The organism is Methylocystis sp. ATCC 49242, assembly GCF_000188155.2.
Taxonomy (GTDB): domain Bacteria; phylum Pseudomonadota; class Alphaproteobacteria; order Rhizobiales; family Beijerinckiaceae; genus Methylocystis.
This window is the reverse complement of the sequence record NZ_KE124774.1, coordinates 3891342-3913845: the sequence shown is the minus strand read 5'-3', so window position 1 is coordinate 3913845 and position 22504 is coordinate 3891342. Positions and strand designations below refer to the sequence as shown.

Sequence of the window (22504 nt, the reverse complement as noted above, 5' to 3'; positions counted from 1 at the left end):
CCCTCACCGCACCAGCCTGCTTATCGCAGCAACGAGGAAGATCGCGAAGATAAGGCCGAGGAATCTGAGCCAGTCAAAAGAAAGTTCGATCTGGCGCCGCTGTTTCTCGCTGGCTTCCGTGACGCTCCATTCCCTCAAAAATCTGCGGAAGGGATATGTCTTTTCGTACTCGCTGGTGGGAAGAACATAAAATATTAGCGGCTTCGAGTGCTCCTCCCTGATCCTGTATGCGGGCACGAGCTTGTCGAAAAGAAAGATGAAGCTGATCGCCTTGATCCGGCGTGGCGCGGCAGGGTCCGTTTCGCCATCGACGCTGTAGCCCACAATTCCAAGCACGGTCTGAATGAAAAGCCAGAAGAGGAGGAGCGCGAGCGCAACGAACCAGATGACCCTCTCTGGTCTATAGCCGTGATCCGCCAGCCACCAGAGGGCGTATTGCACGATCGAGACAAACCTCCCTTCGATACGACGCAGGATGTTGGTTTCGGCGTTTTGCGTCGCATCGCCGACTTGTCGTCCAACCCCATCACAATGAACGCCCCAGCTCATGCAAAGATTGGCTTTCACCGCTGCGGTCTCACCTTTGATCTTGAGGTCGCGGGCGCCGTTGAGATCGCCGGCTTTTTCAAAAACGGCCACGAATTCCTGAAACGGCTGGGTGCCGATGAACTCGTTCTTTGTCACCCAGGCTGTCACATCTTCGGCGTCGGGAAGATGCAGATCGGGCGGGAAAAGCGGTTTGCCGCCGGCAGTCGGCGTCGTCAGGGATTGACGAGCGCTCGAGCGCGGCGACAAGGCCGTCTCGCAACGATCTTTCGCGCTGTAAACGCGCTGAAAGTGCAGACCATTGACCTTGACCACGACATTCCTGGTTGCGACTCCAAAATCCAGAACCAGCGTTCCGGTCCGAAAATTGAAGATGCTCAATATTGGCTTGCCCTCGTCGGCAACGCCCGCGCCTGTCGAAGCCTCCAGCGTCTTGTCGAGATCCAGCCAGGCGGCTCCGTCGACGACATCCTCGTTCAGATAAATGATGCTGTCTCGCGGACGACCGGCATAGTCGGAGAGCCATCTGAAATCCCTCAGACACATCGAATATTTCACATGATTATTTATGAAAACGAGGACGCCGGGAACGATAGCCCGATACGCCTTGCAGGGCGTGTGGCGCATTTCATTCTTGCTGATGACCTCTCCGGAATTGGCGTATCTTTCAAAAGCGTTCTCGTCGCCGGCGGCGCCGATGGGCTCTGTTTCATGGTCCTTGAAGCCGTAAACCGCATCGTCCTTTTTTTGAAATGAAGAAGGGGATTTTACGCTGCCGAAACCAAATTCCACTCCGACAATATCGGCAATTTCGTTCTTTCGAATATCGAAGCTGCAGCGCGCCTGGCTTTGGGTCAGGTCCAGCGCGCCATCAATTTGGTTCTTCAGCAGCGACACGTTGGAAAAGAAGCTTGCAGACAAATCGACGTCGCCTGATATGGCCACGTTCTCGATGTTCAGTTCTTCACGATAGAGAGAGCCTTTCAGTCTGAGCGAGCCCTTTACCGTCGTATCTGAAATGACAAGTTTCTGCGCATAGGCAAATTCCATCCACAATGAACCCGAAATTTCGGCTCTGGTAATCAGAATTCTTTCATAGGAGAGAACGGTATCGAGAGAAAAGTCGCCTTTCGTACGAAAATTTCTGACCTCGACGGGCGAGCGCCTGCACTCGGTGGATTTGCCGCATCTGAAAGTCGAACGGTCCAAGGCGAGCGTGTATGGAATATCCAGGCCAGACAAATCTAGGCCTTCACAAAAAATCGCGCCGATCAGCCTTATTCCTTTGGGATCGACCTTGTCTTTCGTCTCGCGGACCAGATCCTTGACGAACCCCCTGGGCAGAACCCGCCTGTCGGATGTTTGGGCATCGGCGCAAATCTGTGCGGCCTTCACATATTTTGGCGCTTCGTAACGCGGTTTCCCTGCAACTGTCGATTCGAGAAAGAAGCCGCCCCGCGACGCGGCGGCGCAGACGACGCCATTGAGATCCGGAACGAGCACCGCCTCCATTCCGCGCGCCATACAGACGGCGACGCGCGCCAGCATGGTCTCGCCCGGCGCCTCGCACACTTCTCCGTAGCTTTCGGTGAAATCTACCTGGACCAAGCCTTTGCCGCGGTCGGAACAATATTTGGTTTTTACCGGGACAGGCTGCTCCTGTACGGAAGCAGAGCCGCTGTCACGCGGGCTGACGACCGCTGATTTCACGGGAGTCAGCATGTCGCATGCGAGCAAAAACAGCGCCGTGATCAGAACGGGCCGACGCGATCGACGAAAACAAAAAATATAACTTGCAAAATTCGGCATCGAACGCCTCCCTCGCCGAGCGGCGAACGGCGTCTCTCATAAGAAAATAGCTGCATCCAGTTATGGAAATATCGCGTGGCGATAGCGCGTCAAGATTCCTGACGGCTCGATTTATTCCCGTCCGGATCGTTCGCTCACGTCCCGCCGCCCGCGAAATCCCGTCGCCAGCACGTAAAGCTCGGCCGAGTCCGCTCGGCTTGCCGCCGGCTTCACATGACGCACGGTTGCGAAATCGCGTTTCAGCCGCGTCAGCAGCTGACCTTCCGTTCCGCCCTGCAAGACCTTGGCGACGAAGAAGCCGCCGGCCGCGAGCACGTCCATGGCGAACTCGGCGGCAAGCTCCGCCAGCGCGACGATGCGCAGATGGTCGGTCTGCTTGTGTCCCGTGGCGTTGGCCGCCATGTCCGACATCACGCCGTCCGCCTCGCCGCCCAGCATCGCCTTGACGAAATCGGGCGCATCGTCGTCGTTGAAATCCTTCACAGCGAATGTGACGCCCGTGATCGGCTCCATGTCGAGAAGATCGACCCCGACGACTTTTCCCCTGCCGTCCTTCGCCTTCACACGGTCGGCGGCGACCTGCGACCAGCCGCCCGGAGCGGCGCCGAGATCAACGATGCGGCCGCCCGGTTTGAACAGGTGATAGCGGTCGTCCATCTCGATCAGCTTGTACGCCGCGCGCGAGCGGTAACCCTCGCGCTTCGCGCGCGCGACATATGGATCGTTGAGCTGCCGCTCGAGCCACAGCGTCGAGGACAGTGAACGCTTGCGCGCAGTCTTCACGCGCGTCTTGAGCGAGCGGCCGCCCTCTCGCCCGGAGATCTTGTCGCCGCCGCTCACGCGAGAACCTTGTCGCTTGGCGCGAACACGCCGTCGGCGCCGGGCTCCATGGCGATATGCCTCTCGTGGTAATCGAGCAGCGTCGAACGATGGCCGATCGAGATGATCGTCGTGTTCGGCACGCGCTCGCGAAGCATCCGGTAAATATCGCCCTCGAGCTTTTCATCCAGCGCGGATGTCGCTTCGTCGAGGAACAGCCAGTCCGGCTTCGCGAGAAGCGCGCGCGCGATGGCGACGCGCTGCTGCTCGCCGCCCGACAGGCGCTGACCCCAATTGTTGTCCTCGTCGAGCCGGTCGATGAAGGGCGCAAGACGCGCCGCGCGCAACGCTTCCTCGATGTCGGCTCGCGAATATTCCGCCTTTTCCCCCGGATAGACGATCGCCTGCGCGAGCGCGCCCATCGGAATGTAGGGACGCTGCGGCGCAAGCATCACGCTCGCGCCCTGAGGCAGGATGATATGGCCCGCGGCATGCGGCCATATGCCGGCGATAGAGCGAAACAGCGTCGACTTGCCGGAGCCTGACGGGCCCGTGAGCAGCACGGATTGCCCGCGCGCGAAGGCCAGCTCCTCGGCGCGGACGATCCTGCGCCCGTCCGGAAGCGACAGCGTCAGATCCTTCAGTTCGAGCTGCGGCGCGGCGCCGCGCGAAAGAACCTTCGTCCGGTTGGCCTGCGCCTGCGCGGCGTCGATCGCGCTGTCGAACGAAGACAGACGGTCGAGCACGGATTTGAAATTCGCCAGCGAGGTGTAATAGCTGATGAAGAAGGTCAGCGCGCCCTGCACATGGCCGAATGTGCTCGCCGTCTGCGTCATGACGCCGAGCTGGATGCGGCCCGCGAAATAGAAGGGCGCGGTGATGACATAAGGGATGATCGGCGAAAGCTGGCCATAGGCGGCGGTGAAGGCCATCAGCTCCTTGCGCTTGCGCACGATCGCCAGATAGTTGAACACGATGCCGCCGAAGCGCTGCAGGAGCGTGCCGCGCTCTGCAGTCTCGCCCGAAAGCAGGGCGATCTGCTCGCTATACTCGCGCAGGCGGGCGAGCGAGAAGCGGAAATCAGCTTCGCGACGCTGACGGTCGAAGTAAAGAACTGTCAGCGAACGGCCGATGAGATGCGTGATGAGCGTGCCGAGCGCCGCATAAAGAAAGACGACCCAGAACAGAAATCCCGGAACATGGATATCCGTTCCCGGCAAAGGATAGTTGCCCGAGAGATCCCACAGCACATAGGAGAAGGACACGAGCGAGCTGATGGTTGAGATCAGCAGGATCGAATAGGAGTAGATGCCGTATCCCTCCTCGCCGCCGCTGATGAAACGGTTGACGTCCTCGGCGATGCGCTGGTCGGGGTTGTCGGCCTCGCCGCCCGCAAGCGCCATGCCGTAATGCGTATGCCTTCCCAGCCAGCGCTCGACATAATGCTCCGTCAGCCAGCGGCGCCAGCGGATGACGAGCAGCGACTGCACGACGAATTCGATGACGGCGCTCGCGACATAGGTGAAGGCCCAGGGCGTGAAGACGTAAAGCAGCTGACGCCAGAATTCGGGCCCGTTTTTCTCCTGGATCGCGTTGAACCAGTCCCGGTTGAAGAAGGACAGGCGCACGGAAATGCCGACCTGGGCCTGGTTGATCAGGACGAGAAACACGATCATCGCAATGGCGATGGAGCTTTCCCGCGCCGCGAAGCGGGGGAACGGCCAGATGCGGCCTTCGCCGCGATTGTGCGAGTCGAAATAGAGGTCGGCGATGCGCGTCATCTCGCGCACGACTGGGATGTTCGAGACGGCGTAGACGACAACCGAGAAGATGGCGACGGTAAGCGCCATGCTTTCCGGGGGCGCGTAACTCGCGAGCGCGGCGGGCCACAGACCTTCCCCCTGCAGCAGCCGCACGAGTCCGAAGACCACGGTCTCGGTGGAGAAGATGCCGGCGAAGATTTTCATGAAGCTCGACATGCCGACGCCGCGCCAGGTCGTATAGGCGCAGAGCGCCGCGGCTACGGCGAGCACGAAGAGGTCGGAGTCGGCCTTGTGCGCGCCGACCATCGCAGCAAGGGCGGCGAAGGCGGCGACAGCCACGCTCAATCTATGCATTTGAATTCCTTTGAGGGACGGACACCGTCATCGCGCGCGACACGGGAGCCGCGACGGCCAGGACCGCGCGTGACGGCGTAAGAGGACTCAATCTTCCTCGGGAATGGGGTCGCCGTTGACATGCGCGACGAGTACTGGCGACGCCTTGAAGGTCAATACGCGACGGGGCGTGATGGTCGCCTCCACGCCTGTCTTGGGGTTGCGGCCAACGCGCTCGCGCTTGGACCGGACGTTGAAAGTGCCGAAGGATCGCAATTTTACGGATTCGCCGCGCAAGAGGGCGTCGCTGATTTCCTCGAAAGTCGCGTCGAGGATCTTGCGCGCCTCGGCGCGGGACAGCGAGGGGCAGCAGCCATAGACGGCTTCCCGCAACGCGGCGCGTGTCAACGTGCTTCCGGGAGCGTTCTTTCTTACCATGCCTGACGGACGCAACATGCTGGACTCGTCGCCGGTCGACTGAATGGCTCGTGCACTCGCGCCCCCAAGCTCCCGAACGATGACGACAACGTGAAAAAACTGCACAAGCAAATGCTTGGGCACCACATAGTATCCATAATTCATAGAGATGCAAGGCCAAGCCGGTCCGCTCGCGGCGAGCGCGGGCTTATAATTCGCCGCGGAAAACACCCGGCCCCGCCGCGAAGCGATGTCGCGGCGGCGCGGCCGGGCGGCGGCTCAAACCGCAAGTTTTACCTTGTGTTGCGCGACAGGGATCATCGCGCGGACTTTCCTGATACGTTCTATGTCAACATATGAGGAGACGAGGCCCGGCCCCTCCGACGCCTTAGCGACGACATGGCCCCAAGGGTCGGCGATCAGGGAATTGCCGTAGGTGAACCGTGTTTCGTGCCCCGCCCTGTGAGCGCCGGTCTGCGCGGGCGCGCAGAGATAGGCCTGCATCTCGATGGCGCGGGCGCGGCACAGAACTTCCCAGTGATCCTTGCCGGTGACGAGCGTGAAGGCCGCCGGCAGCGCGACAATGTCCGCGCCCTTATCCGCGAGCGCCTGGAAAAGATAGGAGAAGCGCAGATCGTAGCAGATGGCGCAGCCGACCGTGACCCCCTCGACGTCATAGGTCACGACCTCGTCGCCAGCCTTGAAGGCGGCGCTCTCGTGATACTTCGCGCCATCGGGCGCAGTGATGTCGAACATATGGATCTTGCGGTAGCGCGCGACCTCCTTGCCCTCCCGGTTGAAGGCGACGCTGGTGTTGTGCAGGCGCTCCTCGCCCGGGATCTTCTCGAGGATGGAGCCTGCGTGGATGAACACCTTGTGCTCGCGCGCAAGCTTGCTGCACATCTCGTAGGCCGGCCCGCCCGGCAACTCCTCGGCCGCCGCCATTTTCTCGGCCCGCGAGCCGCCGATGAAGTCGAAGACCTCCGGCAGACAGATCCAGTCCGGCTTCTCCTGCGCGACGGCCTGCTCGATGAGCTTGCTGGCGTTGGCGAGATTGACGGCCTTGTCGCCGATCGAATTCATCTGAACCAGTGTGACCTTCATTGACCGCTCTGCTTCCTTACCTTCCGCCGTTCATCGGCCTGTCATACTACACAAGCGAGGCGGTCGGCGTATAGCCCAATCCTCCGGGCGGCTATTTGCCGGGGGAGGGAGCGGCCCATCCCGCGCGCAATGCTGCAATGCAGAAATCGATCATCTGCGCGCTCGTCGGCTCGGGGCGGTCGGCGCATTCCACCATCAGGCGCGGGTGGCAGAAGCGGATGCAGGCTACATGCACGAGGCGCGCTGCGAGATGCGCGTCGCCGGCCGCGAACTCCCCGCTCGCCATGCCGGAGGCGACCACGGATTCGATGATCGAATCGATCCGCTCGATATGGTCCGAGATGATCGGCCAGTTTTCGATGAGCGCCGCCTCGACCATGTCGTGAATCTTGCGGTCGGCGACATAGCGCTCGGCGTTCATCGACTCATTGGCGACGATGAGCGCGCGCAGCCGCTCGGCGGCCGAACCCGGTCCCTTCGCGATCCGCTCCGCCGCCGCCTCCACCTCGCCCATCAGATGGCTCGCGACGGCGGCGTTGATCTCGGACTTGGCGCTGAAGAAGCGATAGACGTTCGCCGGCGACATGCGCAAATCGCGCGCAATGTCGGCGACCGTCGTTTTCTGGAAGCCGATCTCGCGAAAAAGGCGCTCGGCCGTGGCGATAATCCTTGCGCGCTGCTCGGCTTCGCGGGCGTTCGACGCATCTGCAACCAATGTCATTCCGCCGCCTCCCCCGCAAGCCTCGACGCCGAGAGCGCGACAGTGCGCGACGGCGAAACGGCGATGCCCTCATTAAGATGCCGCCGGAACCATGTCGCGTAAAGCGCGGGCAGAAAAAGCACGGTGAGGAAAGTCGCGACGAAGAGTCCGCCCATGATCGTCAGCGCCATCGGCCCCCAGAAGGCGGAACGCGACAGCGGAATCATGGCGAGAATCGCTGCGAGCGCGGTTAGCGCGACAGGACGCGCGCGCCGCACCGTCGCGCCGATGATCGCTTCGCGGTAACTGTCGCCGCGCTCGAGATCCTGACGGACCTGATCGACGAGAATGATCGAATTGCGCATGTCCATGCCGGAAAGCGCGAACAGCCCGAGCAGCGCGACGAAACCGAAGGGCGCATGCGCGACATTGAGCGCGAGCGACGCGCCGATGATTCCGAGCGGCGCGCTCATCATGACGAGCGCAACACGCGTGAAGTTCTGCAACTGGAACATCACGATCGTCAGCATGGCCAGGCCGACGAGCGGGAAGACGGCGAAGATAGAAGTGTTGCCCTTCGCAGACTCCTCGACGCCGCCGCCCATCTCGATCCGGTAGCCTTGCGGAAGATGGTCGCGAATTTCGGCGAGCTTCGGCCAGATGCGATTCGAGACGTCCGGCGCCTGCACGCCGTCCTTCACGCCGGCGCGCACGGTGATCATCATGTTGCGATTGCGTCGCCAGATGATCGGCTCCTCGTGCTCATAGGAGATCTTCGCGACCTGCGAGACGGTGACAGGCTTGCCGTCGCGCGAATAGACGACGATGTCGCCGAGCCGGCCGAGGTCGCCGCGCTCCTCCGGAACCGAACGGGCGACCACGTCGATCTGGTCGATGCCGTCGCGCAACGTCGTGACGGTCACGCCCGAAATCGCCATGCGCAGCCGGTTCGACACATCCTGCGGAGTCACGCCGAGGAGTCGCGCGCGATCCTGATCGATCACGAGCCGCACGCTCGGCGTCTGCTCGTTCCAGGAAAGATGCGGATCGTCGACGCCTTCGTCCTCACGCATCACGTCGCGCACCTGATAGGCGATGGCGCGCACTTTCTGCGGATCGTCGCCGACGACGCGAAACTGCACGGCGAATCCGACCGGCGGGCCGTAGGTGAAACGGTCGACGCGGGCGCGCGCCTGCGGCACGGCGCCATTTGCAATGGCCGTTTCGAGTTTTTTCTTCAGCCTCTCGCGCGCTTCAATGTCCTTCGCGACGATGACGATTTCCGAATAGGCCTCGTTCGGCAATTGCGGATTGAGGCCGAGCCAGAAGCGCGGCGGCCCCTGACCCACATAGGTCGTATAAAGCGCGGCGTCCGGGTCGTCCTTGATGAGCGCCTCGGCCTGTTTCGCCGCCTCGAGCGAGGCGCCGATCGACGAGCCTTCGGGCAGGCGCAGCTGGAAGAAGAGTTCGAGGCGTTCGGCGTAAGGGAAGAACTGCTTCTGCACGAAGAAGAAGCCGACGATCGCGAGCGCAAAAACGCCGATCGTTCCGCCGATGACCTGCAGGCGGTTGTCGACGGCCCATGTGATAACCGCGCGCAGCCGCCGATAGAAGGGCGTCTGATATATCTCGTCGGGGTCGTGGTGCGGATGCAGCTTGCCGAAATCGGGCAAAAGCTTCACGCCGAGATAGGGCGTGAATGTCACCGCGACGAACCAGGAGGCGATGAGCGCGATCAGCAGCACCCAGAACATAGAGCCCGTATATTCGCCCACCGCCGAGTTCGCGAAGCCCACCGGCAGAAAGCCGGCCGCCGTGATGAGCGTGCCGGTGAGCATCGGAAATGCCGTCGACTCCCAGGCGAAGGTCGCCGCCTTTATGCGGTTGAACCCCTGCTCCATCTTCACCATCATCATTTCGACGGCGATGATGGCGTCGTCGACGAGAAGGCCGAGCGCAATGATCAGCGCGCCGAGCGAAATGCGCTGCAGATCGATGCCCATCATGTTCATTGCGATGAAGACGATGGCGAGCACCACGGGCACGGAAAGGGCGACGACGATTCCGGTGCGAAAACCCAGCGACACGAAACTGACGCCGAGCACGATGACCAGCGCCTCGATGAAGGAGCGCGTGAATTCGCTGATCGCCTCGTCGACGACCTTCGGCTGATCGGCGATCTGTTCAATATCGATGCCGATCGGAACCTTGGCGCGGATTTCCTCGACCGCCGCGTCGACGTTTTTTCCGAAGTTCAGGACATTGCCGCCCTTGGCCATGACGGCGCCAACCACCATCGCGGGCCGCCCCTTGTATCGGGCGAGCATCGTCGGCGGATCCTCGAAACCGGCGTAAACCCGGGCAATGTCGCCGAGCCGGATCACCTTGCCGTTCGCGGGGATCGGAATTGCGGCGATCGCATTCGCGCCTTTGAGCTCCTCCGTCACCAGCACGCGCACGCGATTGGCGGAGGTTTCGAAAACGCCGGCGTCGTTGATCGCGTTCTGCTTGGAAAGGGAATCGAAGATCGCCTGCGGCTCGACGCCGAGATTGGCGATCTTCGCCTCGCTGAACTCGACGTAGATTCGGCGCATCTGCTCGCCGACGATATCGACCTTCACGGCGTCCGGCACCTCGAGCAGCCGCTGGCGAAGAACTTCGACGACCTGATCGAGCTGGTGATAGTCCGCGCCGTCGCCGCTCACCGCATACATGACGGTGTCGACGTCGCCATATTCGTCATTGACCGCCGGGCCATGCACGCCCGCCGGCAGATAAGGCTGGATGTCACTAAGCTTCTTGCGCAGCTGATAAAAGAGCTGGGGTACTTCCCTGGGCGGCGTGAAATCCTTCAACGTCACCTGCATCGCCAGAAAGCCGGGCTTCGTATAGGTCTCGATCTTGTCGAGATAGGGGAGGCTCTGGATTTTCTTTTCCATCAGGTCCGCGACCTGGTCGCGCACCTCCTCCGCCGTCGCGCCGGGCCAGGTCGCGGTAATATTGGCGACCTTGATGGTGAAGGACGGGTCTTCCGCACGCCCGAGGCGCCAATAGGAAACCGCCCCCGCCGCGCTGATCGCCAGCATCAGGAAGAGCATGAGCGTCGGCCGCGCTACGGCCCATTTCGACAGGTTGAAGCCGCCCATCCGCAAGGCCTCCCTAGTGCGCTTTCGCAGCCATGACGCGGACCTTGCGGCCGGCCTCGAGCTTGTGGACGCCGAGAATGACGATCTGGTCGCCCTCGTTGACGGGGCCGGTGACGAGAGCCGCATCGGCCTCGTAGCGCACGAGCTTCACGGGGACGAGTTGCAGGCGGTCGTCGGCGTCGACCCGCCACAGGGCCGGACCGTCGCCCTGATTGAAGAGCGCCGCGAGCGGCACGCTCAGCATCGGCTCCGCGCCCGGCGCGGCGATGGCGAGCGTCGCGCTCATTCCAATGGAGATCGCCGGATCGGGATCGAGGATCGAGTAGCGCGCGGCGAAGGTGCGCGTGGCCGCATCCGCGGAGGGGCTCAACTCACGCAGCCTCGCCTTGTAGGTCTTGCCCTTGTTGGACCAGAGCGTCAGCGTCGCCGCGCCCTTGTCTGCAAAGGACGTGAAATCCTCCGGCAGCGAAACGGCCGCCTCCAGTTCGCCGGCGCGGGCGACGCGAATCGCGGTCTGGCCCGCGGACACGACTTGGCCCGGCTCGATGAGGGTCTGCGTCACGACGCCGTCGCCGTCGGCGCGCAGCGTCGCGTAGTCCAGCGAATTGCGCGAGAGTTCGACGGCGCGCTGCGCGCGCTGGAAGCGGCCGCGCGCTTCCTCGGCCGCCGCGCGAACGCGGTCGACAGCGGCTTGCGCCGTCCAGCCGTTCTTTCGCAGGGCGAGCGTGCGCTTTTCGTCGCCCTCCGCCTGCGTCAGCGCCATTTTCGCCGATGAAAATTCAGCTTCGGACTGTTCTTTCTGCAGCCGGAGATCCTTCTCGTCGAGCAGCGCGAGCGGATCGCCCGCCTTCACCCGCTGGCCGACCTGAACGAGGCGTTTCACCACCTTGCCGGTGACACGAAAGCCGAGGTCCGATTCGACCCGCGGCCGGATCGTCGCAACGAAGTCGCGCACTTGGGACTGCGCAGCGAAGCGCGCCGGCGCGACGAGCACAGGCCGCTCCGGCGGCGCCTCGGCCGATTGCGCCGGACGCCTGTCGCAGCCGGCGAGCAGCAGCGCGGCGGTGACGCACGCAACCACAGTCAGGGATCGAGAAAAGCTGAGTGCCATATTGCCGCCGCCTGAGTAGCGCCATCTTCACGGCTGGAGCGTGACAGCGCCGTTGTAATGACGTATATCGTCTGACGAAATTCAATATTTATCACTCGTCACGCAGGGTCAAGCCCCCGGAGGAATCATTCCGCCCCGCCGGGCCTTTCGGTCGGCTTCGTCGACCCCGGGCGCTTGTCGTGAAGGAATCTGTCTTCTATATGCGGCTTGCCCTTGCGGCTGGCTGGGGCGCACACAATCTTGGGAACAGCAAAGCGTCGAGGATCGCGCGGCGGGCTCATGGCGAGCCGCTGTCTTCGGCGTTTCAAGGGACCGCTTCGGGGTCCAAAATTCGCGAGCGAAAGGAAGACAATATGGCCAAAATTATCGGCATCGACCTTGGCACGACCAATTCCTGCGTGGCCGTCATGGACGGGTCGAACCCGAAAGTAATTGAAAACGCGGAAGGCGCCCGCACGACGCCCTCGATCGTCGCCTTCACGGACGACGGAGAGCGTCTCGTCGGTCAGCCGGCGAAACGTCAGGCGGTGACGAACCCCGACAAGACCTTCTTCGCCATCAAGCGCCTGATCGGCCGCACCTTCGAAGATCCGATGACCAAGAAGGACATCGGTCTCGTCCCCTATAAAATCGTCAAGGCCAACAATGGCGACGCCTGGGTCGAGGCGGCGGGCAAGCAGTATTCGCCCTCGCAGATTTCGGCCTTCATCCTCCAGAAGATGAAGGAGACGGCGGAGGCTTATCTCGGTTCGACCGTTACGCAGGCCGTCATCACGGTTCCCGCATATTTCAACGACGCCCAGCGTCAGGCGACCAAGGACGCCGGCAAGATCGCGGGCCTCGAGGTTCTGCGCATCATCAACGAGCCGACGGCGGCCGCCCTCGCCTACGGCCTGGACAAGAAGCAGTCCGGCACCATCGCGGTCTATGACCTCGGCGGCGGCACCTTCGACGTGTCGATTCTCGAAATCGGCGACGGCGTCTTCGAGGTGAAGTCGACCAACGGCGACACCTTCCTCGGCGGCGAGGACTTCGACAACCGGATCGTCGAATATCTGGCGGCCGAGTTCAAGAAGGAGCAGGGCATCGACCTGACCAAGGACAAGCTCGCCCTGCAGCGCCTGAAGGAAGCGGCGGAAAAGGCCAAGATCGAACTCTCGTCCGCGACGCAGACGGAGATCAACCTGCCCTATATCACCGCCGACGCCACGGGTCCGAAGCATCTGACCCTGAAGCTGACGCGCGCCAAGTTCGAGGCGCTGGTCGACGATCTGATCCAGCGCACGGTCGAGCCCTGCCGCAAGGCGCTCAAGGACGCGGGCCTTTCCGCGGCCGAGATCGGCGAGGTGGTTCTCGTCGGCGGCATGACCCGCATGCCGAAGGTGCAGGAGGTCGTGAAGCAGTTTTTCGGCAAGGAGCCGCACAAGGGCGTCAACCCGGATGAAGTCGTCGCCATCGGCGCGGCGGTCCAGGCGGGCGTTCTGCAGGGCGACGTGAAGGATGTGCTGCTGCTCGACGTGACCCCGCTGTCGCTGGGCATCGAGACGCTCGGCGGCGTGTTTACGCGCCTCATCGACCGCAACACGACGATCCCGACCAAGAAGAGCCAGGTGTTCTCGACGGCCGAAGACAACCAGACCGCCGTCACCATCCGGGTCTTCCAGGGCGAGCGCGAGATGGCGGCCGACAACAAGCTGCTCGGACAGTTCGACCTCGTCGGCATCCCGCCGGCGCCGCGCGGCATGCCGCAGGTGGAAGTGACCTTCGACATCGACGCCAACGGCATCGTGAACGTCACGGCGAAGGACAAGGCCACCAACAAGGAGCAGCAGATCCGCATCCAGGCCTCGGGCGGTCTGTCGGACGCCGACATCGACAAGATGGTCAAGGACGCGGAGGCGCACGCCGCCGAGGACAAGGTCCGTCGCGAGCTGGTCGACGCCAAGAACCACGCGGAAGCGTCGATTCACTCGGCCGAGAAGTCGGTCGCCGAATTCGGCGACAAGGTCTCCGCCGCCGACAAGAGCGCGATCGAAGCGGCCATCGCGTCGCTGAAGACGGCGGTCGAAGGCGGCGACGTCGAGACCATCAAGGCCAAGACCAACGAACTGGCCCAGGCCTCGATGAAGCTCGGCGAGGCGATGTACAAGGCCCAGCAGGCCGACGCCTCCGGCGCCGGCGCAACCGAGGCCCCCAAGGACGACGTGATCGACGCGGAGTTCAAGGACGTCGGCGACGACAAGAAGTAAGCGGCGCTCGGGGATGGATTTGACTGTCCCGATGCGCTAGCGAAACGGGAACCCGGCGTGAGAGCGCCGGGTTTCCTTGCGTTTTCGACGGCTTTGTTTCAAGTCACGGAAAGGCCCTCAGATGAAACCCTCCGCGGCCCTTGAAAGAAACCGGGAAGCCATACGCGCGGCCGTGAGCCGTTGCCGGGCGGCCAACCCGCGTGTCTTTGGGTCGGTCTCGAGGGGCGAAGATCGTGAAGGAAGCGACATCGACATCCTTGTCGACGCGCTGCCGGGAGCGACACTGCTCGATCTCGGCGGCCTGCAGATGGACCTGCAGGACATCCTCGGAGTTCGGGTGGACCTTCTCACCCCGGAAGAAATACCGCGCCAGATCCGCGCCAAGGTGGTCTCCGAGGCGGTCCCGATATGAGACGCGACAGGAATCTTCTGCACATCGACCGGATGCTGGAAGCCGCCCGCCTGGCGGCGTCCTATGTCGAGGGCATGGACGAACGCGATTTTCTGACGGACACGAGAACGCAGCAAGCGGACGCCATGAACCTGATCATAATTGGCGAGGCCGTTGCGAGGCTCCTGAAGGACGACCCGACATTCGCGGAGGCCCATCCTGATCTTCCCTGGAGACAGATGACGGGAATGCGGAACAGGATCGCACATGGCTATTTCGATCCGAACATGCGAGTTGTCTGGGAAACAACGCGCGCCTGCGTTCCCGAACTCGTTTCCCGGCTTCCTTCTGTCCGGGCCGCCACGGTGGGCGCGGACGACCAACAACATTCCTGACGAGCGACTTCCTTCCTGATGTCAAAGCGCGACTATTACGAGATCCTCGGCGTCTCGAAGACAGCCACCGAAGTCGAGATGAAGATCGCCTTCCGCAAGGCGGCGATGCAGTGCCATCCCGACCGTCACCCCGGCGATCAGGAGGCGGAGGCGCGGTTCAAGGAACTGAACGAGGCCTATCAATGCCTCTGCGATCCGCAGAAGCGCGCCGCCTATGACCGCTTCGGCCATGCGGCCTTCGAACAGGGCGGCGGCATGGGCGGATTTGGGGCCGAGGGCTTCGGCGCATCCATGGCTGATATTTTCGAGGATCTGTTCGGCGACGTGATGGGTCGGCGCGGCCGCTCCGGCGGGCGCGAGCGCGGCTCGGACCTGCGCTACAACATGGAAATCACTCTGGACGAGGCCTATCAGGGCAAGGCCGCCTCGCTCAAGATCCCGACCTCCGTCACCTGCGACGCCTGCACCGGCACGGGCGCCAAAAAGGGCTCCAAGCCCAAGACCTGCATGACCTGCGCCGGCCATGGCCGCGTGCGCGCGCAGCAGGGCTTCTTCTCCATCGAGCGCACCTGCCCGTCCTGCCATGGCCGCGGCGAGACCATCGACAACCCCTGCCCGGGTTGCGCCGGCACGGGCCGCAAGACTGTGGAGCGGTCGCTTTCCGTCAATGTGCCGCCCGGCGTCGAGGACGGCACGCGCATCCGTCTCGCCGGCGAGGGCGAGGCCGGCCTGCGCGGCGGGCCGCCCGGCGACCTTTACATTTTCCTCTCGGTGAAACCCCACCCCTTCTTTCAGCGCGACGGGGCCGACCTCTATTGCCGCGTGCCGATCTCCATGGTGCGCGCGGCGCTGGGCGGCGAAATCGCCGTCCATGCGCTGGACGGGTCCGAGGTGAAACTCAAGGTGCCCGAGGGCACGCAGTCCGGCAGGCAGATCAAGGCCAAGGGTAAGGGCATGCCCGTCCTGCGCGGACGCGACCATGGCGACCTGCACGTGCAGATCAACGTCGAAACGCCGCAAAAGCTCACCAAACGCCAGAAGGAGCTTCTGCAGGAATTCGAGAAGGAGTCCTCGCAGGAGACTCACCCCGAGGAGCATGGCTTCTTCGCGCGCATGAAAGATTTGTTTGGCGGCTGACCGGCTTTCCGCTTATACGGCGCCGGGCGGGCCGCCGGCGCCGCGACAGTAACCTCGCAGAAAAAGGGCTCTCTTCGCCGTGCCGAACAAACAGCAGAAAAGCTCGCTCGCCGACAATGCCCGCTTCATCAAGCAGTGGATCGAGAATCCGCGCCTGATCGGGGCTGTTTCGCCCTCGGGACCCGCCTTGGCCAGGACCATGGCGAGCTTTGTCGATCTCGACCGCGAGGGGCCGATCGTGGAGCTCGGACCCGGCACCGGCCCCGTGACCAAAGCGCTCCTCGCGCGCGGCATCGAGCCGGAGCGGCTGGTGCTCGTCGAATATGAAGGGCGTTTCTGCCACATGCTGGAGGAGCGTTACCCCGGCGTGAAGATCATCCAGGGCGACGCCTATGGCCTGAAAGCCACGCTCGACGGCAAGATCGACGGCCGGGTTGCGACCGTCGTCTCCAGCCTCCCGCTGCTCGTGCGGCCGGAGCGCGACCGCGTCGAGCTGCTGCACCAGGCCTTCGAGCTGATGGGCGACGACGGCCTCTTCATCCAGTTCACCTACGGCCTGACCAAATCGCCGATGCCGCTCCACGCCCACAGCGTCAAGGGCTCCTATGTCGGCAAGGGCTCGGCGCCGATCCTGCTCAACGTCCCGCCGGCGCGTGTCTGGCGTTACCGCAAGGCCGGCCACGGCGGCCGGCCGTGACGGCGGACGCACGCGACCGCCTCATCGTCGCCCTCGACGTCGAAAGCGTCGAGGCGGCGCGCGCGCTCATCGCGCAACTCGGCGATGCGGTCTCCTTCTACAAGATCGGCATGGAGCTGGCCTATGGCGGCGGGCTCGACCTCGCGCGTGAGCTGAAGGACGCGGGCAAGCGCGTCTTCATCGACCTGAAACTCCACGACATCGGCGCGACGGTGGAGCGCGCGACGCGGCAGATCGCCCGCATGGGGATGGATTTCCTCACGATCCACGCCTATCCGCAGACCATGGCTGCGGCCCGCGCCGGCGCCGGCGACCTCAGGCTCCTCGCCGTGACCGTGATGACTTCCTATGACGACGCCGATCTGAAGGAGGCGGGTTACGCCCTTGGCGTCGCGGAGCTCGTGGCGCGCCGGGCGGCGCAGGCGAAGGCTGCGGGAATCGACGGCCTCATTCTTTCGCCGCTGGAGCTTTCGTCGATCCGCCCCATCGTCGGGCCGCAGATGCTGCTCGTCACACCCGGCGTGCGCCCGGCGGGCGCCGACGCCGGCGACCAGAAGCGCATCCTCACCCCGGCGCAGGCGATCGCCGCGTCGGCGAACCATCTCGTCGTCGGCCGCCCGATCACCCGCGCCGCCGACCCGCGCGCGGCCGCGCAGGCGATCGTGGCGGAGATTGCGGGCGCGCAATCCCGCGTCATTTGAAAAGCGCCGCATAGAACGACAGCGCCGCCGTCTGCGCCATCGCCGCCCCGCAGGCGTATATCTTCACCTGCGTGACCTTTTGAACGAAGGCGACGGCGGCGGCGTCGATCTTCTCCGGCGTCAGCAGAAAGCGCGCAAGCGTCAAATCCTCCGTCGCGTCGGCCATCATGAAGACGATGGGCAGAATAACGACCGCACACTGCAGCGCGCCCGGCCATTGCGCCGCCCCTGCGGCCAGCAGCGACCCGAGCGAGAGAAAGCAACCGAGACACAGCAGAAAGAGGAGATCGAATCCGAGCAGGATCGGGAAGGCGTAAGCCCTTGCGGCCTCCGGATTGGCGCTGATCCATGACGCGAGCGTCTCGGCGGAAAATGCGTTGCCGCGCTCGAGAAACCGGAGCTCGACCTCAGTCGAGCCTTTGGCGAACATGCCGGGGAGAAAACTGACGAGAGAGGCGGCGGCGCCGAAGAAAATTGTCCAATAGATCATGGCGATCCTCCGCATTTCACGGCTGGCCCGGCCTTCGTCGCCGATAAAAATCGTTCTGGGCAAATGACGATCAACGACCCATCATACTTGCCGCCGGCGGGCGCCACAACGACGAGCCGACCCACGAGCAAAGCCATGCCCTACGCCAGCAACGCCGATCTCCCCGAGAATCTCCAGCGGCTTCTACCCGAGCATGCGCAGGACATTTTTCGCGAGGCCTTCAACCACGCCTATGCGGCGCATGAAGGCGATCCCAGGCGGGAGGAGGCAGCGCATCGCATCGCCTGGGCGGCGGTGAAGCGGAGCTATGCGAAGACTGCCGGCGGCTGGCGTCGTCGGGATGAGCCGGCGTGAACGTGGCTGTCGCGCTCTGGCCAAGCGACCGCGCCGGATGGTAAAAGCCGACGGTCGCCGTAATGCGATTCGTGCGCCGCTCGACCGACCGAACGCCCATGATTTCAACGCTGATCGCCCTCGCCGCGCTCGCCGCCGGACTTTACCTCATCGCCTTCCACGGCGGTTTCTGGCGGCTGACGGAACATGACCGACGCTTCGCCCCCGCGGATGCGACGATTCCGCCTGGAACCCGCGTCGTCGCCATCGTCCCCGCGCGCGACGAGGCCGACGTCATCGCGACGAGCCTGCGTTCGCTGCTGCGCCAGGACTTTCCCGGCCGTTTCGACATCGTCCTCGTCGACGACGAGAGCGCCGACGGCACCGCCGACGTCGCGCGCGCCTGCGCGGCGGCCGAGGGCGGCGCCGACCGTCTGACGGTTCTGTCGTCGCGCGGCCCCGACAGAGGCTGGACCGGCAAGCTCGCCGCGATGCATCGCGGTTTCGATCACGTCCTCGCTTTGCCCGAGCAGCCCGATTTCGTATTGTTCTGCGACGCCGACATCGCATTCGAGCCGCCTGTGCTCGCCCGTCTCGTCGCCGGCGCCATGGCGCGGGGAACCGTGCTCTCCTCGCTCATGGTCAAGCTCCGCTGCGAGAGTCGCGTCGAACGCTGGTTCGTCCCCGCCTTCATCTTCTTCTTCCAGAAGCTCTATCCCTTCACCCGGGTGAACGACCCGAGAAGCAAGGTCGCCGGCGCCGCCGGCGGCGTCATGCTGGTGCGGCCCGAGGCTCTCGCCCGCGCCGGCGGCCTCGCCGCCATCCGCGATGCGCTGATCGACGACTGCGCGCTCGGCGCGCTGATGAAGACGCAGGGCCCGATCTGGCTCGGACTCACCGACGACGTGTTCAGTCTGCGCGCCTATCCCAGCTTTGCCGATATCGAGCGGATGGTGACGCGCTCGGCCTATGCGCAGCTCGACTATTCGCCGTTTCAACTCCTTGGCGCCATGGCGGGAATGAGCGTCGTCTATCTCGCCCCGCCGGTGCTGACGATCTTCGGCGAGTCCCCGGCCCGGGAGATGACGCTCGTCGCCTGGCTCATCATGGCGCAGGCCTATATGCCCTCCCTGCGGTTTTATGGCCTGTCGCGAATGCACGCCTTTGCTTTGCCTGCGGTCGCGGCGTGCTATACGTGGTTTACCGCCCTGTCGGCCTGGCGGCACCTCCGGGGCCGCGGCGGCGAATGGAAAGGCCGGTACCAGGCGCGCCAGGAGCAGCCCACCCCCTAGCGGGGCCCGGTCCGGCGCAGACATTGAAGCAAAGACGGAAAGCGCTTTTTGCGTCTCCGCCATATCGAGGCATCAACGGCGTCATGATCGACATCGCCGACACAGGCTCGGGCAAGACCCACCGCGACGAGAATTTCCCCGTCGCGTCGGTCCTTATCGCGCCGCGCTTTCGCGCCCCGATCATGGCCTTCTATAACTTCGTGCGCGCGGCCGACGACATCTCGGATCATCCCACGCTCACGCCGCAGGAAAAGCTGGACCTGCTCGATCGCCTCGACGCGGCGCTGATGGGATCCGGCCCGGACGAACCCGTCGCGGCGCGCCTCCGCGAAACCTGCGTCGAGCGCCGCCTCGACCGCCAGCACGCCCGCGACCTCATCATCGCCTTCAAGCGCGACGTCGACTATCTCCGCTACCGCGACTGGGACGACCTCATCTTCTACTGCCGCTATTCGGCCATGCCGGTCGGGCGTTTCGTGCTCGACGTCCATGGGGAGAACGCCGGCCGCACCTGGGCGGCGAATGACGCGCTCTGCGCGGCGTTGCAGGTGATCAATCATCTTCAGGACTGCGGCAAGGACTATCGCGACCTCGATCGCGTCTATCTCACGCAGGAGTCGCTCGCGGCCCATGGCGCGGAAGTGGAGATGCTGGGCGAAGCCCGCGCGCCCGCGCCCCTGCTTGCGACGATCCGGGACCTCAACGAAAAGACCGCCGGACTACTCGACCAGTCGCGCCCCTTCGCCGATCTCATCGACGACGTCCGGCTTGCGATGGAAGTCGGCGCCATTCAGGCGCTCGCCGAAAAGCTCGTCGCGCGGCTGCGCGTCGCCGATCCGCTGAGCGAGAATGTGCATGCCGATAAATTCGGCTTCGCCCTCGCCGGAACGCAGGGCGCCGTCGCGGCGCTGATTCGTCGCTTCTCGCGCCCGCGCCGGGCAACGGCGGACGCCGCCTCATGACCATGGACCTGACCGACACCGCCCCATTGAAGACCCGCGCGATCGCGACGAAGAGCTCTTTCTATCTCGCGATGCGCATTCTCGAGCCCGCGCGCCGCGACGCGATGTTCGCAATCTACGCCTTCTGCCGCGAGGTCGACGACATCGCCGACGACGAGGGCGATCGCGCCATGCGCCGCGCCGCGCTCGACAAGTGGCGTTACGAACTCGACGAACTCTACGCCGGCCGCATTCGTCCGGCCGCCGCCTTTCTTGCCGAGCCGGTGCGCCGGTTCAGTCTCGACCGCTCCGATTTCGAGGCCATCATCGACGGCATGCTGATGGACGTCGAGGAAGACATTCGCGCGCCCGAGTGGGAGAAGCTCGAAATCTATTGCGACCGGGTGGCGAGCGCCGTCGGCCGCCTTTCCGTTCGCGCCTTCGGGCTTGTCGACGATGGCGAAAGCGAATTGCCCACGGGGCCGAAGCTCCTCGCCCATCACCTCGGCCGCGCCCTGCAACTCACCAACATCCTGCGCGATCTCGACGAGGACGCCGCCCGCGGGCGCCTTTATCTGCCGCGCGAGGCGCTTGCGGAAGCGGGCGTGGAAAACCTCGCGCCCCACGCCGCGCTGTCCCATCCCGCGCTCGGCGACGTCTGCGCGCCGGTCCTGCATCGCGCCCGCGAACATTACGAACAGGCCGACCTCGTCATGGCGGGAATGCCCAAGGCCGCCGTGAAGGCGCCCTATCTCATGTCCGCCGGCTATCGCTCCATTCTGGACAGGCTCGCCACGCGCGGATTCGCGCCGCCGCGCGCGCCTGTGCACATGTCGCGGATGAAGCTCATCGGCGCCTATTTCCGTCACGCCCTCACGTGAGCGGAACGATCCACATCGTCGGCGCGGGGCTCGCCGGCCTCGCCTGCGCCGTGCGCCTTGCGGACGAAGGCCGCGACATCGCGCTTTATGAGGCCGCGCGCATGGCTGGCGGCCGTTGCCGCTCCTATTTCGACGCGACGCTCGGCCTCACGATCGACAACGGCAATCATCTGCTCCTGTCGGGCAACACGGCCGCGCGCGATTATGCGCGGCGCATCGGCGCCGGCGGCACGCTCGTCGGTCCCGACGAATGCGAATTCGACTTTCTCGACGCGCGAAGCGGCGAGCGCTGGCGGCTTCGGCCCAACGCCTCCCGCCTCCCATGGTGGATTTTCGTCAAGGACCGCCGCGTGCCCGGCACGGGGCCGCTCGACTATCTCGACGCCGCGAAGCTCCTCTTCGCCACGGGCGACGCGACCATCGGCGAGATCATGAATTGCGACGGCGCGCTTTATGAAAAGCTCTGGCGCCCGGTGATGCTTTCCGCGCTCAACACCGAGCCGCGCGACGCATCCGCCGTCCTCGCCGGCGCCGTGTTGCGCGAGACGCTGGCCGCCGGCGGCGCCGCCTGCCGGCCGCTCGTCGCCAAGGGCGGGCTCGGCCACGCCTTCATCGAGCCGGCGCTGCGCACGCTCGCGGCGAAGGGCGTCGAACCGCATTTCGGGGCGCGCCTGCGCGAAATCACCTTCGACGACTGGCGCGCGCGCGGCCTGCGCTTTGGAGACGTGGAGATTCCGCTGCGGGAAGACGACAGCGTCGTCCTCGCCGTCCCCCCATGGATCGCGCAGGAGCTGGTTCCCGATCTCGTCGCGCCCGACGAGTTTCGCGCGATCCTCAATGTCCATTTCAAGATTGCGCCCCCGCCCGGCCAGCCGTTGCTGCTCGGCATGATCGGCTCGCTGACGGAATGGCTCTTCGCCTTCGACGACCGCCTTTCCGTGACGATCAGCGGCGCCGACCGCCTGATGGACGAGCCGCGTGAGGAGCTGGCCGGGCAAATCTGGCGCGAGGTCGCCGCCGCATCCGGCCTGCCGCCGGAGTCGCCGCCGTGGCAGATCGTGAAGGAGAAGCGCGCGACCTTCGCCGCCACGCCCACTCAGGAAGCGCGCCGCCCCGGCGCGGCGACGGCCTGGACCAATCTTTTCCTCGCCGGCGACTGGACGGCGACGGGACTGCCCGCGACGATCGAGGGCTCCATCCGCTCCGGCTATAAGGCCGCGGGGCTGACGTCGCGGAGACCCTGAGCGGG

The 22504-nt window shown here is 64.3% G+C and carries 20 protein-coding genes; 11 read left to right on the top strand and 9 right to left on the bottom strand.

Going from position 1 to position 22504, the window contains the following annotated elements; translation table 11 throughout:
- Window positions 1-3: 3 nt before the first annotated feature.
- The 8 genes from MET49242_RS21215 to MET49242_RS21180 form a co-directional block, all read right to left on the bottom strand.
- Entirely contained in the window at window positions 4-2355 is a 2352-nt protein-coding gene (locus MET49242_RS21215) for a hypothetical protein (RefSeq protein ID WP_036285895.1), read from the bottom strand.
- A 111-nt stretch (window positions 2356-2466) separates the two neighbouring features.
- Window positions 2467-3195 carry an RlmE family RNA methyltransferase gene (locus MET49242_RS21210; protein WP_036285893.1) on the bottom strand — a complete coding sequence of 243 codons (729 nt, stop codon included), beginning with the start codon at window positions 3193-3195 and terminating at the stop codon, window positions 2467-2469.
- Window positions 3192-5291: an ABC transporter ATP-binding protein/permease gene (locus tag MET49242_RS21205; RefSeq protein WP_084679255.1), complete on the bottom strand. Its 2100-nt coding sequence runs from the start codon at window positions 5289-5291 to the stop codon at window positions 3192-3194. Before MET49242_RS21205 ends, MET49242_RS21210 begins: the two co-directional genes overlap by 4 nt.
- A gap of 87 nt (window positions 5292-5378) precedes the next feature.
- A complete protein-coding gene (locus MET49242_RS21200) occupies window positions 5379-5708 on the bottom strand; it encodes an integration host factor subunit alpha (protein ID WP_036289057.1) in 330 nt (109 codons plus the stop codon).
- A gap of 258 nt (window positions 5709-5966) precedes the next feature.
- Window positions 5967-6791 (bottom strand): carbon-nitrogen hydrolase family protein, encoded by an 825-nt coding sequence (locus tag MET49242_RS21195; RefSeq protein ID WP_036285891.1) that lies wholly within the window; start codon window positions 6789-6791, stop codon window positions 5967-5969.
- A 91-nt stretch (window positions 6792-6882) separates the two neighbouring features.
- Window positions 6883-7512 (bottom strand): TetR/AcrR family transcriptional regulator, encoded by a 630-nt coding sequence (locus MET49242_RS21190; protein ID WP_036285889.1) that lies wholly within the window; start codon window positions 7510-7512, stop codon window positions 6883-6885.
- Window positions 7509-10637, bottom strand: a complete 3129-nt coding sequence (locus tag MET49242_RS21185; protein ID WP_036285887.1) for an efflux RND transporter permease subunit — start codon at window positions 10635-10637, stop codon at window positions 7509-7511. The genes MET49242_RS21190 and MET49242_RS21185 overlap by 4 nt, the downstream gene beginning before the upstream one ends.
- 13 nt (window positions 10638-10650) lie before the next feature.
- A complete protein-coding gene (locus tag MET49242_RS21180; RefSeq protein WP_036285885.1) occupies window positions 10651-11748 on the bottom strand; it encodes an efflux RND transporter periplasmic adaptor subunit in 1098 nt (365 codons plus the stop codon).
- Window positions 11749-12101: 353 nt separating this feature from the next.
- Here MET49242_RS21180 and dnaK point away from each other — a divergent pair, with 353 nt between their 5' ends.
- The 6 genes from dnaK (at window position 12102) to pyrF (ending at window position 17318) form a co-directional block, all read left to right on the top strand.
- Entirely contained in the window at window positions 12102-13997 is a 1896-nt protein-coding gene (gene dnaK / locus MET49242_RS21175; protein ID WP_036289055.1) for a molecular chaperone DnaK, read from the top strand.
- Between the two features lie 121 nt (window positions 13998-14118).
- Window positions 14119-14409 (top strand): nucleotidyltransferase family protein, encoded by a 291-nt coding sequence (locus MET49242_RS21170; RefSeq protein WP_036285883.1) that lies wholly within the window; start codon window positions 14119-14121, stop codon window positions 14407-14409.
- Window positions 14406-14783, top strand: a complete 378-nt coding sequence (locus MET49242_RS21165; protein WP_036285881.1) for a DUF86 domain-containing protein — start codon at window positions 14406-14408, stop codon at window positions 14781-14783. Before MET49242_RS21170 ends, MET49242_RS21165 begins: the two co-directional genes overlap by 4 nt.
- A gap of 18 nt (window positions 14784-14801) precedes the next feature.
- Window positions 14802-15920: a molecular chaperone DnaJ gene (gene dnaJ, locus MET49242_RS21160; protein ID WP_036285879.1), complete on the top strand. Its 1119-nt coding sequence runs from the start codon at window positions 14802-14804 to the stop codon at window positions 15918-15920.
- A 79-nt stretch (window positions 15921-15999) separates the two neighbouring features.
- Window positions 16000-16617, top strand: a complete 618-nt coding sequence (locus MET49242_RS21155) for a class I SAM-dependent methyltransferase (RefSeq protein WP_036285877.1) — start codon at window positions 16000-16002, stop codon at window positions 16615-16617.
- Window positions 16614-17318: an orotidine-5'-phosphate decarboxylase gene (gene pyrF, locus MET49242_RS21150; RefSeq protein ID WP_036285875.1), complete on the top strand. Its 705-nt coding sequence runs from the start codon at window positions 16614-16616 to the stop codon at window positions 17316-17318. Before MET49242_RS21155 ends, pyrF begins: the two co-directional genes overlap by 4 nt.
- Here the strand turns inward: pyrF and MET49242_RS21145 are convergent.
- Complete coding sequence (locus MET49242_RS21145; protein WP_144259739.1) at window positions 17311-17808, bottom strand: hypothetical protein; 498 nt, start codon at window positions 17806-17808, stop codon at window positions 17311-17313. The genes pyrF and MET49242_RS21145 overlap by 8 nt on opposite strands.
- Before the next feature lie 135 nt (window positions 17809-17943).
- Here MET49242_RS21145 and MET49242_RS21140 point away from each other — a divergent pair, with 135 nt between their 5' ends.
- From MET49242_RS21140 to hpnE, 5 genes are all read left to right on the top strand, one after another.
- Window positions 17944-18162 (top strand): ChaB family protein, encoded by a 219-nt coding sequence (locus tag MET49242_RS21140; protein WP_036289051.1) that lies wholly within the window; start codon window positions 17944-17946, stop codon window positions 18160-18162.
- Between the two features lie 98 nt (window positions 18163-18260).
- The gene (locus tag MET49242_RS21135) at window positions 18261-19433 is read left to right on the top strand and encodes a glycosyltransferase (RefSeq protein ID WP_036289048.1); all 1173 of its coding nucleotides are present in this window, start codon (window positions 18261-18263) and stop codon (window positions 19431-19433) included.
- 83 nt (window positions 19434-19516) lie between these two features.
- The gene (hpnC, locus tag MET49242_RS21130) at window positions 19517-20395 is read left to right on the top strand and encodes a squalene synthase HpnC (RefSeq protein ID WP_036285871.1); all 879 of its coding nucleotides are present in this window, start codon (window positions 19517-19519) and stop codon (window positions 20393-20395) included.
- A complete protein-coding gene (hpnD, locus tag MET49242_RS21125; protein WP_192815610.1) occupies window positions 20392-21255 on the top strand; it encodes a presqualene diphosphate synthase HpnD in 864 nt (287 codons plus the stop codon). The genes hpnC and hpnD overlap by 4 nt, the downstream gene beginning before the upstream one ends.
- The gene (gene hpnE, locus MET49242_RS21120; protein WP_036285869.1) at window positions 21252-22499 is read left to right on the top strand and encodes a hydroxysqualene dehydroxylase HpnE; all 1248 of its coding nucleotides are present in this window, start codon (window positions 21252-21254) and stop codon (window positions 22497-22499) included. The genes hpnD and hpnE overlap by 4 nt, the downstream gene beginning before the upstream one ends.
- The last annotated feature ends 5 nt before the right edge of the window (window positions 22500-22504 follow it).

Bases quoted from the DNA above. Each gene is read 5' to 3' on its own strand.
- MET49242_RS21145 (WP_144259739.1), bottom strand. From the start codon at position 17,808: ATGATCTATTGGACAATTTTCTTCGGCGCCGCCGCCTCTCTCGTCAGT.
- dnaK (WP_036289055.1), top strand. From the start codon at position 12,102: ATGGCCAAAATTATCGGCATCGACCTTGGCACGACCAATTCCTGCGTG.
- MET49242_RS21140 (WP_036289051.1), top strand. From the start codon at position 17,944: ATGCCCTACGCCAGCAACGCCGATCTCCCCGAGAATCTCCAGCGGCTT.
- MET49242_RS21165 (WP_036285881.1), top strand. From the start codon at position 14,406: ATGAGACGCGACAGGAATCTTCTGCACATCGACCGGATGCTGGAAGCC.
- MET49242_RS21215 (WP_036285895.1), bottom strand. From the start codon at position 2,355: ATGCCGAATTTTGCAAGTTATATTTTTTGTTTTCGTCGATCGCGTCGG.
- MET49242_RS21185 (WP_036285887.1), bottom strand. From the start codon at position 10,637: ATGGGCGGCTTCAACCTGTCGAAATGGGCCGTAGCGCGGCCGACGCTC.
- hpnC (WP_036285871.1), top strand. From the start codon at position 19,517: ATGATCGACATCGCCGACACAGGCTCGGGCAAGACCCACCGCGACGAG.
- hpnD (WP_192815610.1), top strand. From the start codon at position 20,392: ATGACCATGGACCTGACCGACACCGCCCCATTGAAGACCCGCGCGATC.
- MET49242_RS21135 (WP_036289048.1), top strand. From the start codon at position 18,261: ATGATTTCAACGCTGATCGCCCTCGCCGCGCTCGCCGCCGGACTTTAC.
- MET49242_RS21190 (WP_036285889.1), bottom strand. From the start codon at position 7,512: ATGACATTGGTTGCAGATGCGTCGAACGCCCGCGAAGCCGAGCAGCGC.
- MET49242_RS21180 (WP_036285885.1), bottom strand. From the start codon at position 11,748: ATGGCACTCAGCTTTTCTCGATCCCTGACTGTGGTTGCGTGCGTCACC.
- MET49242_RS21170 (WP_036285883.1), top strand. From the start codon at position 14,119: ATGAAACCCTCCGCGGCCCTTGAAAGAAACCGGGAAGCCATACGCGCG.
- MET49242_RS21195 (WP_036285891.1), bottom strand. From the start codon at position 6,791: ATGAAGGTCACACTGGTTCAGATGAATTCGATCGGCGACAAGGCCGTC.
- dnaJ (WP_036285879.1), top strand. From the start codon at position 14,802: ATGTCAAAGCGCGACTATTACGAGATCCTCGGCGTCTCGAAGACAGCC.
- MET49242_RS21205 (WP_084679255.1), bottom strand. From the start codon at position 5,291: ATGCATAGATTGAGCGTGGCTGTCGCCGCCTTCGCCGCCCTTGCTGCG.
- MET49242_RS21200 (WP_036289057.1), bottom strand. From the start codon at position 5,708: ATGGTAAGAAAGAACGCTCCCGGAAGCACGTTGACACGCGCCGCGTTG.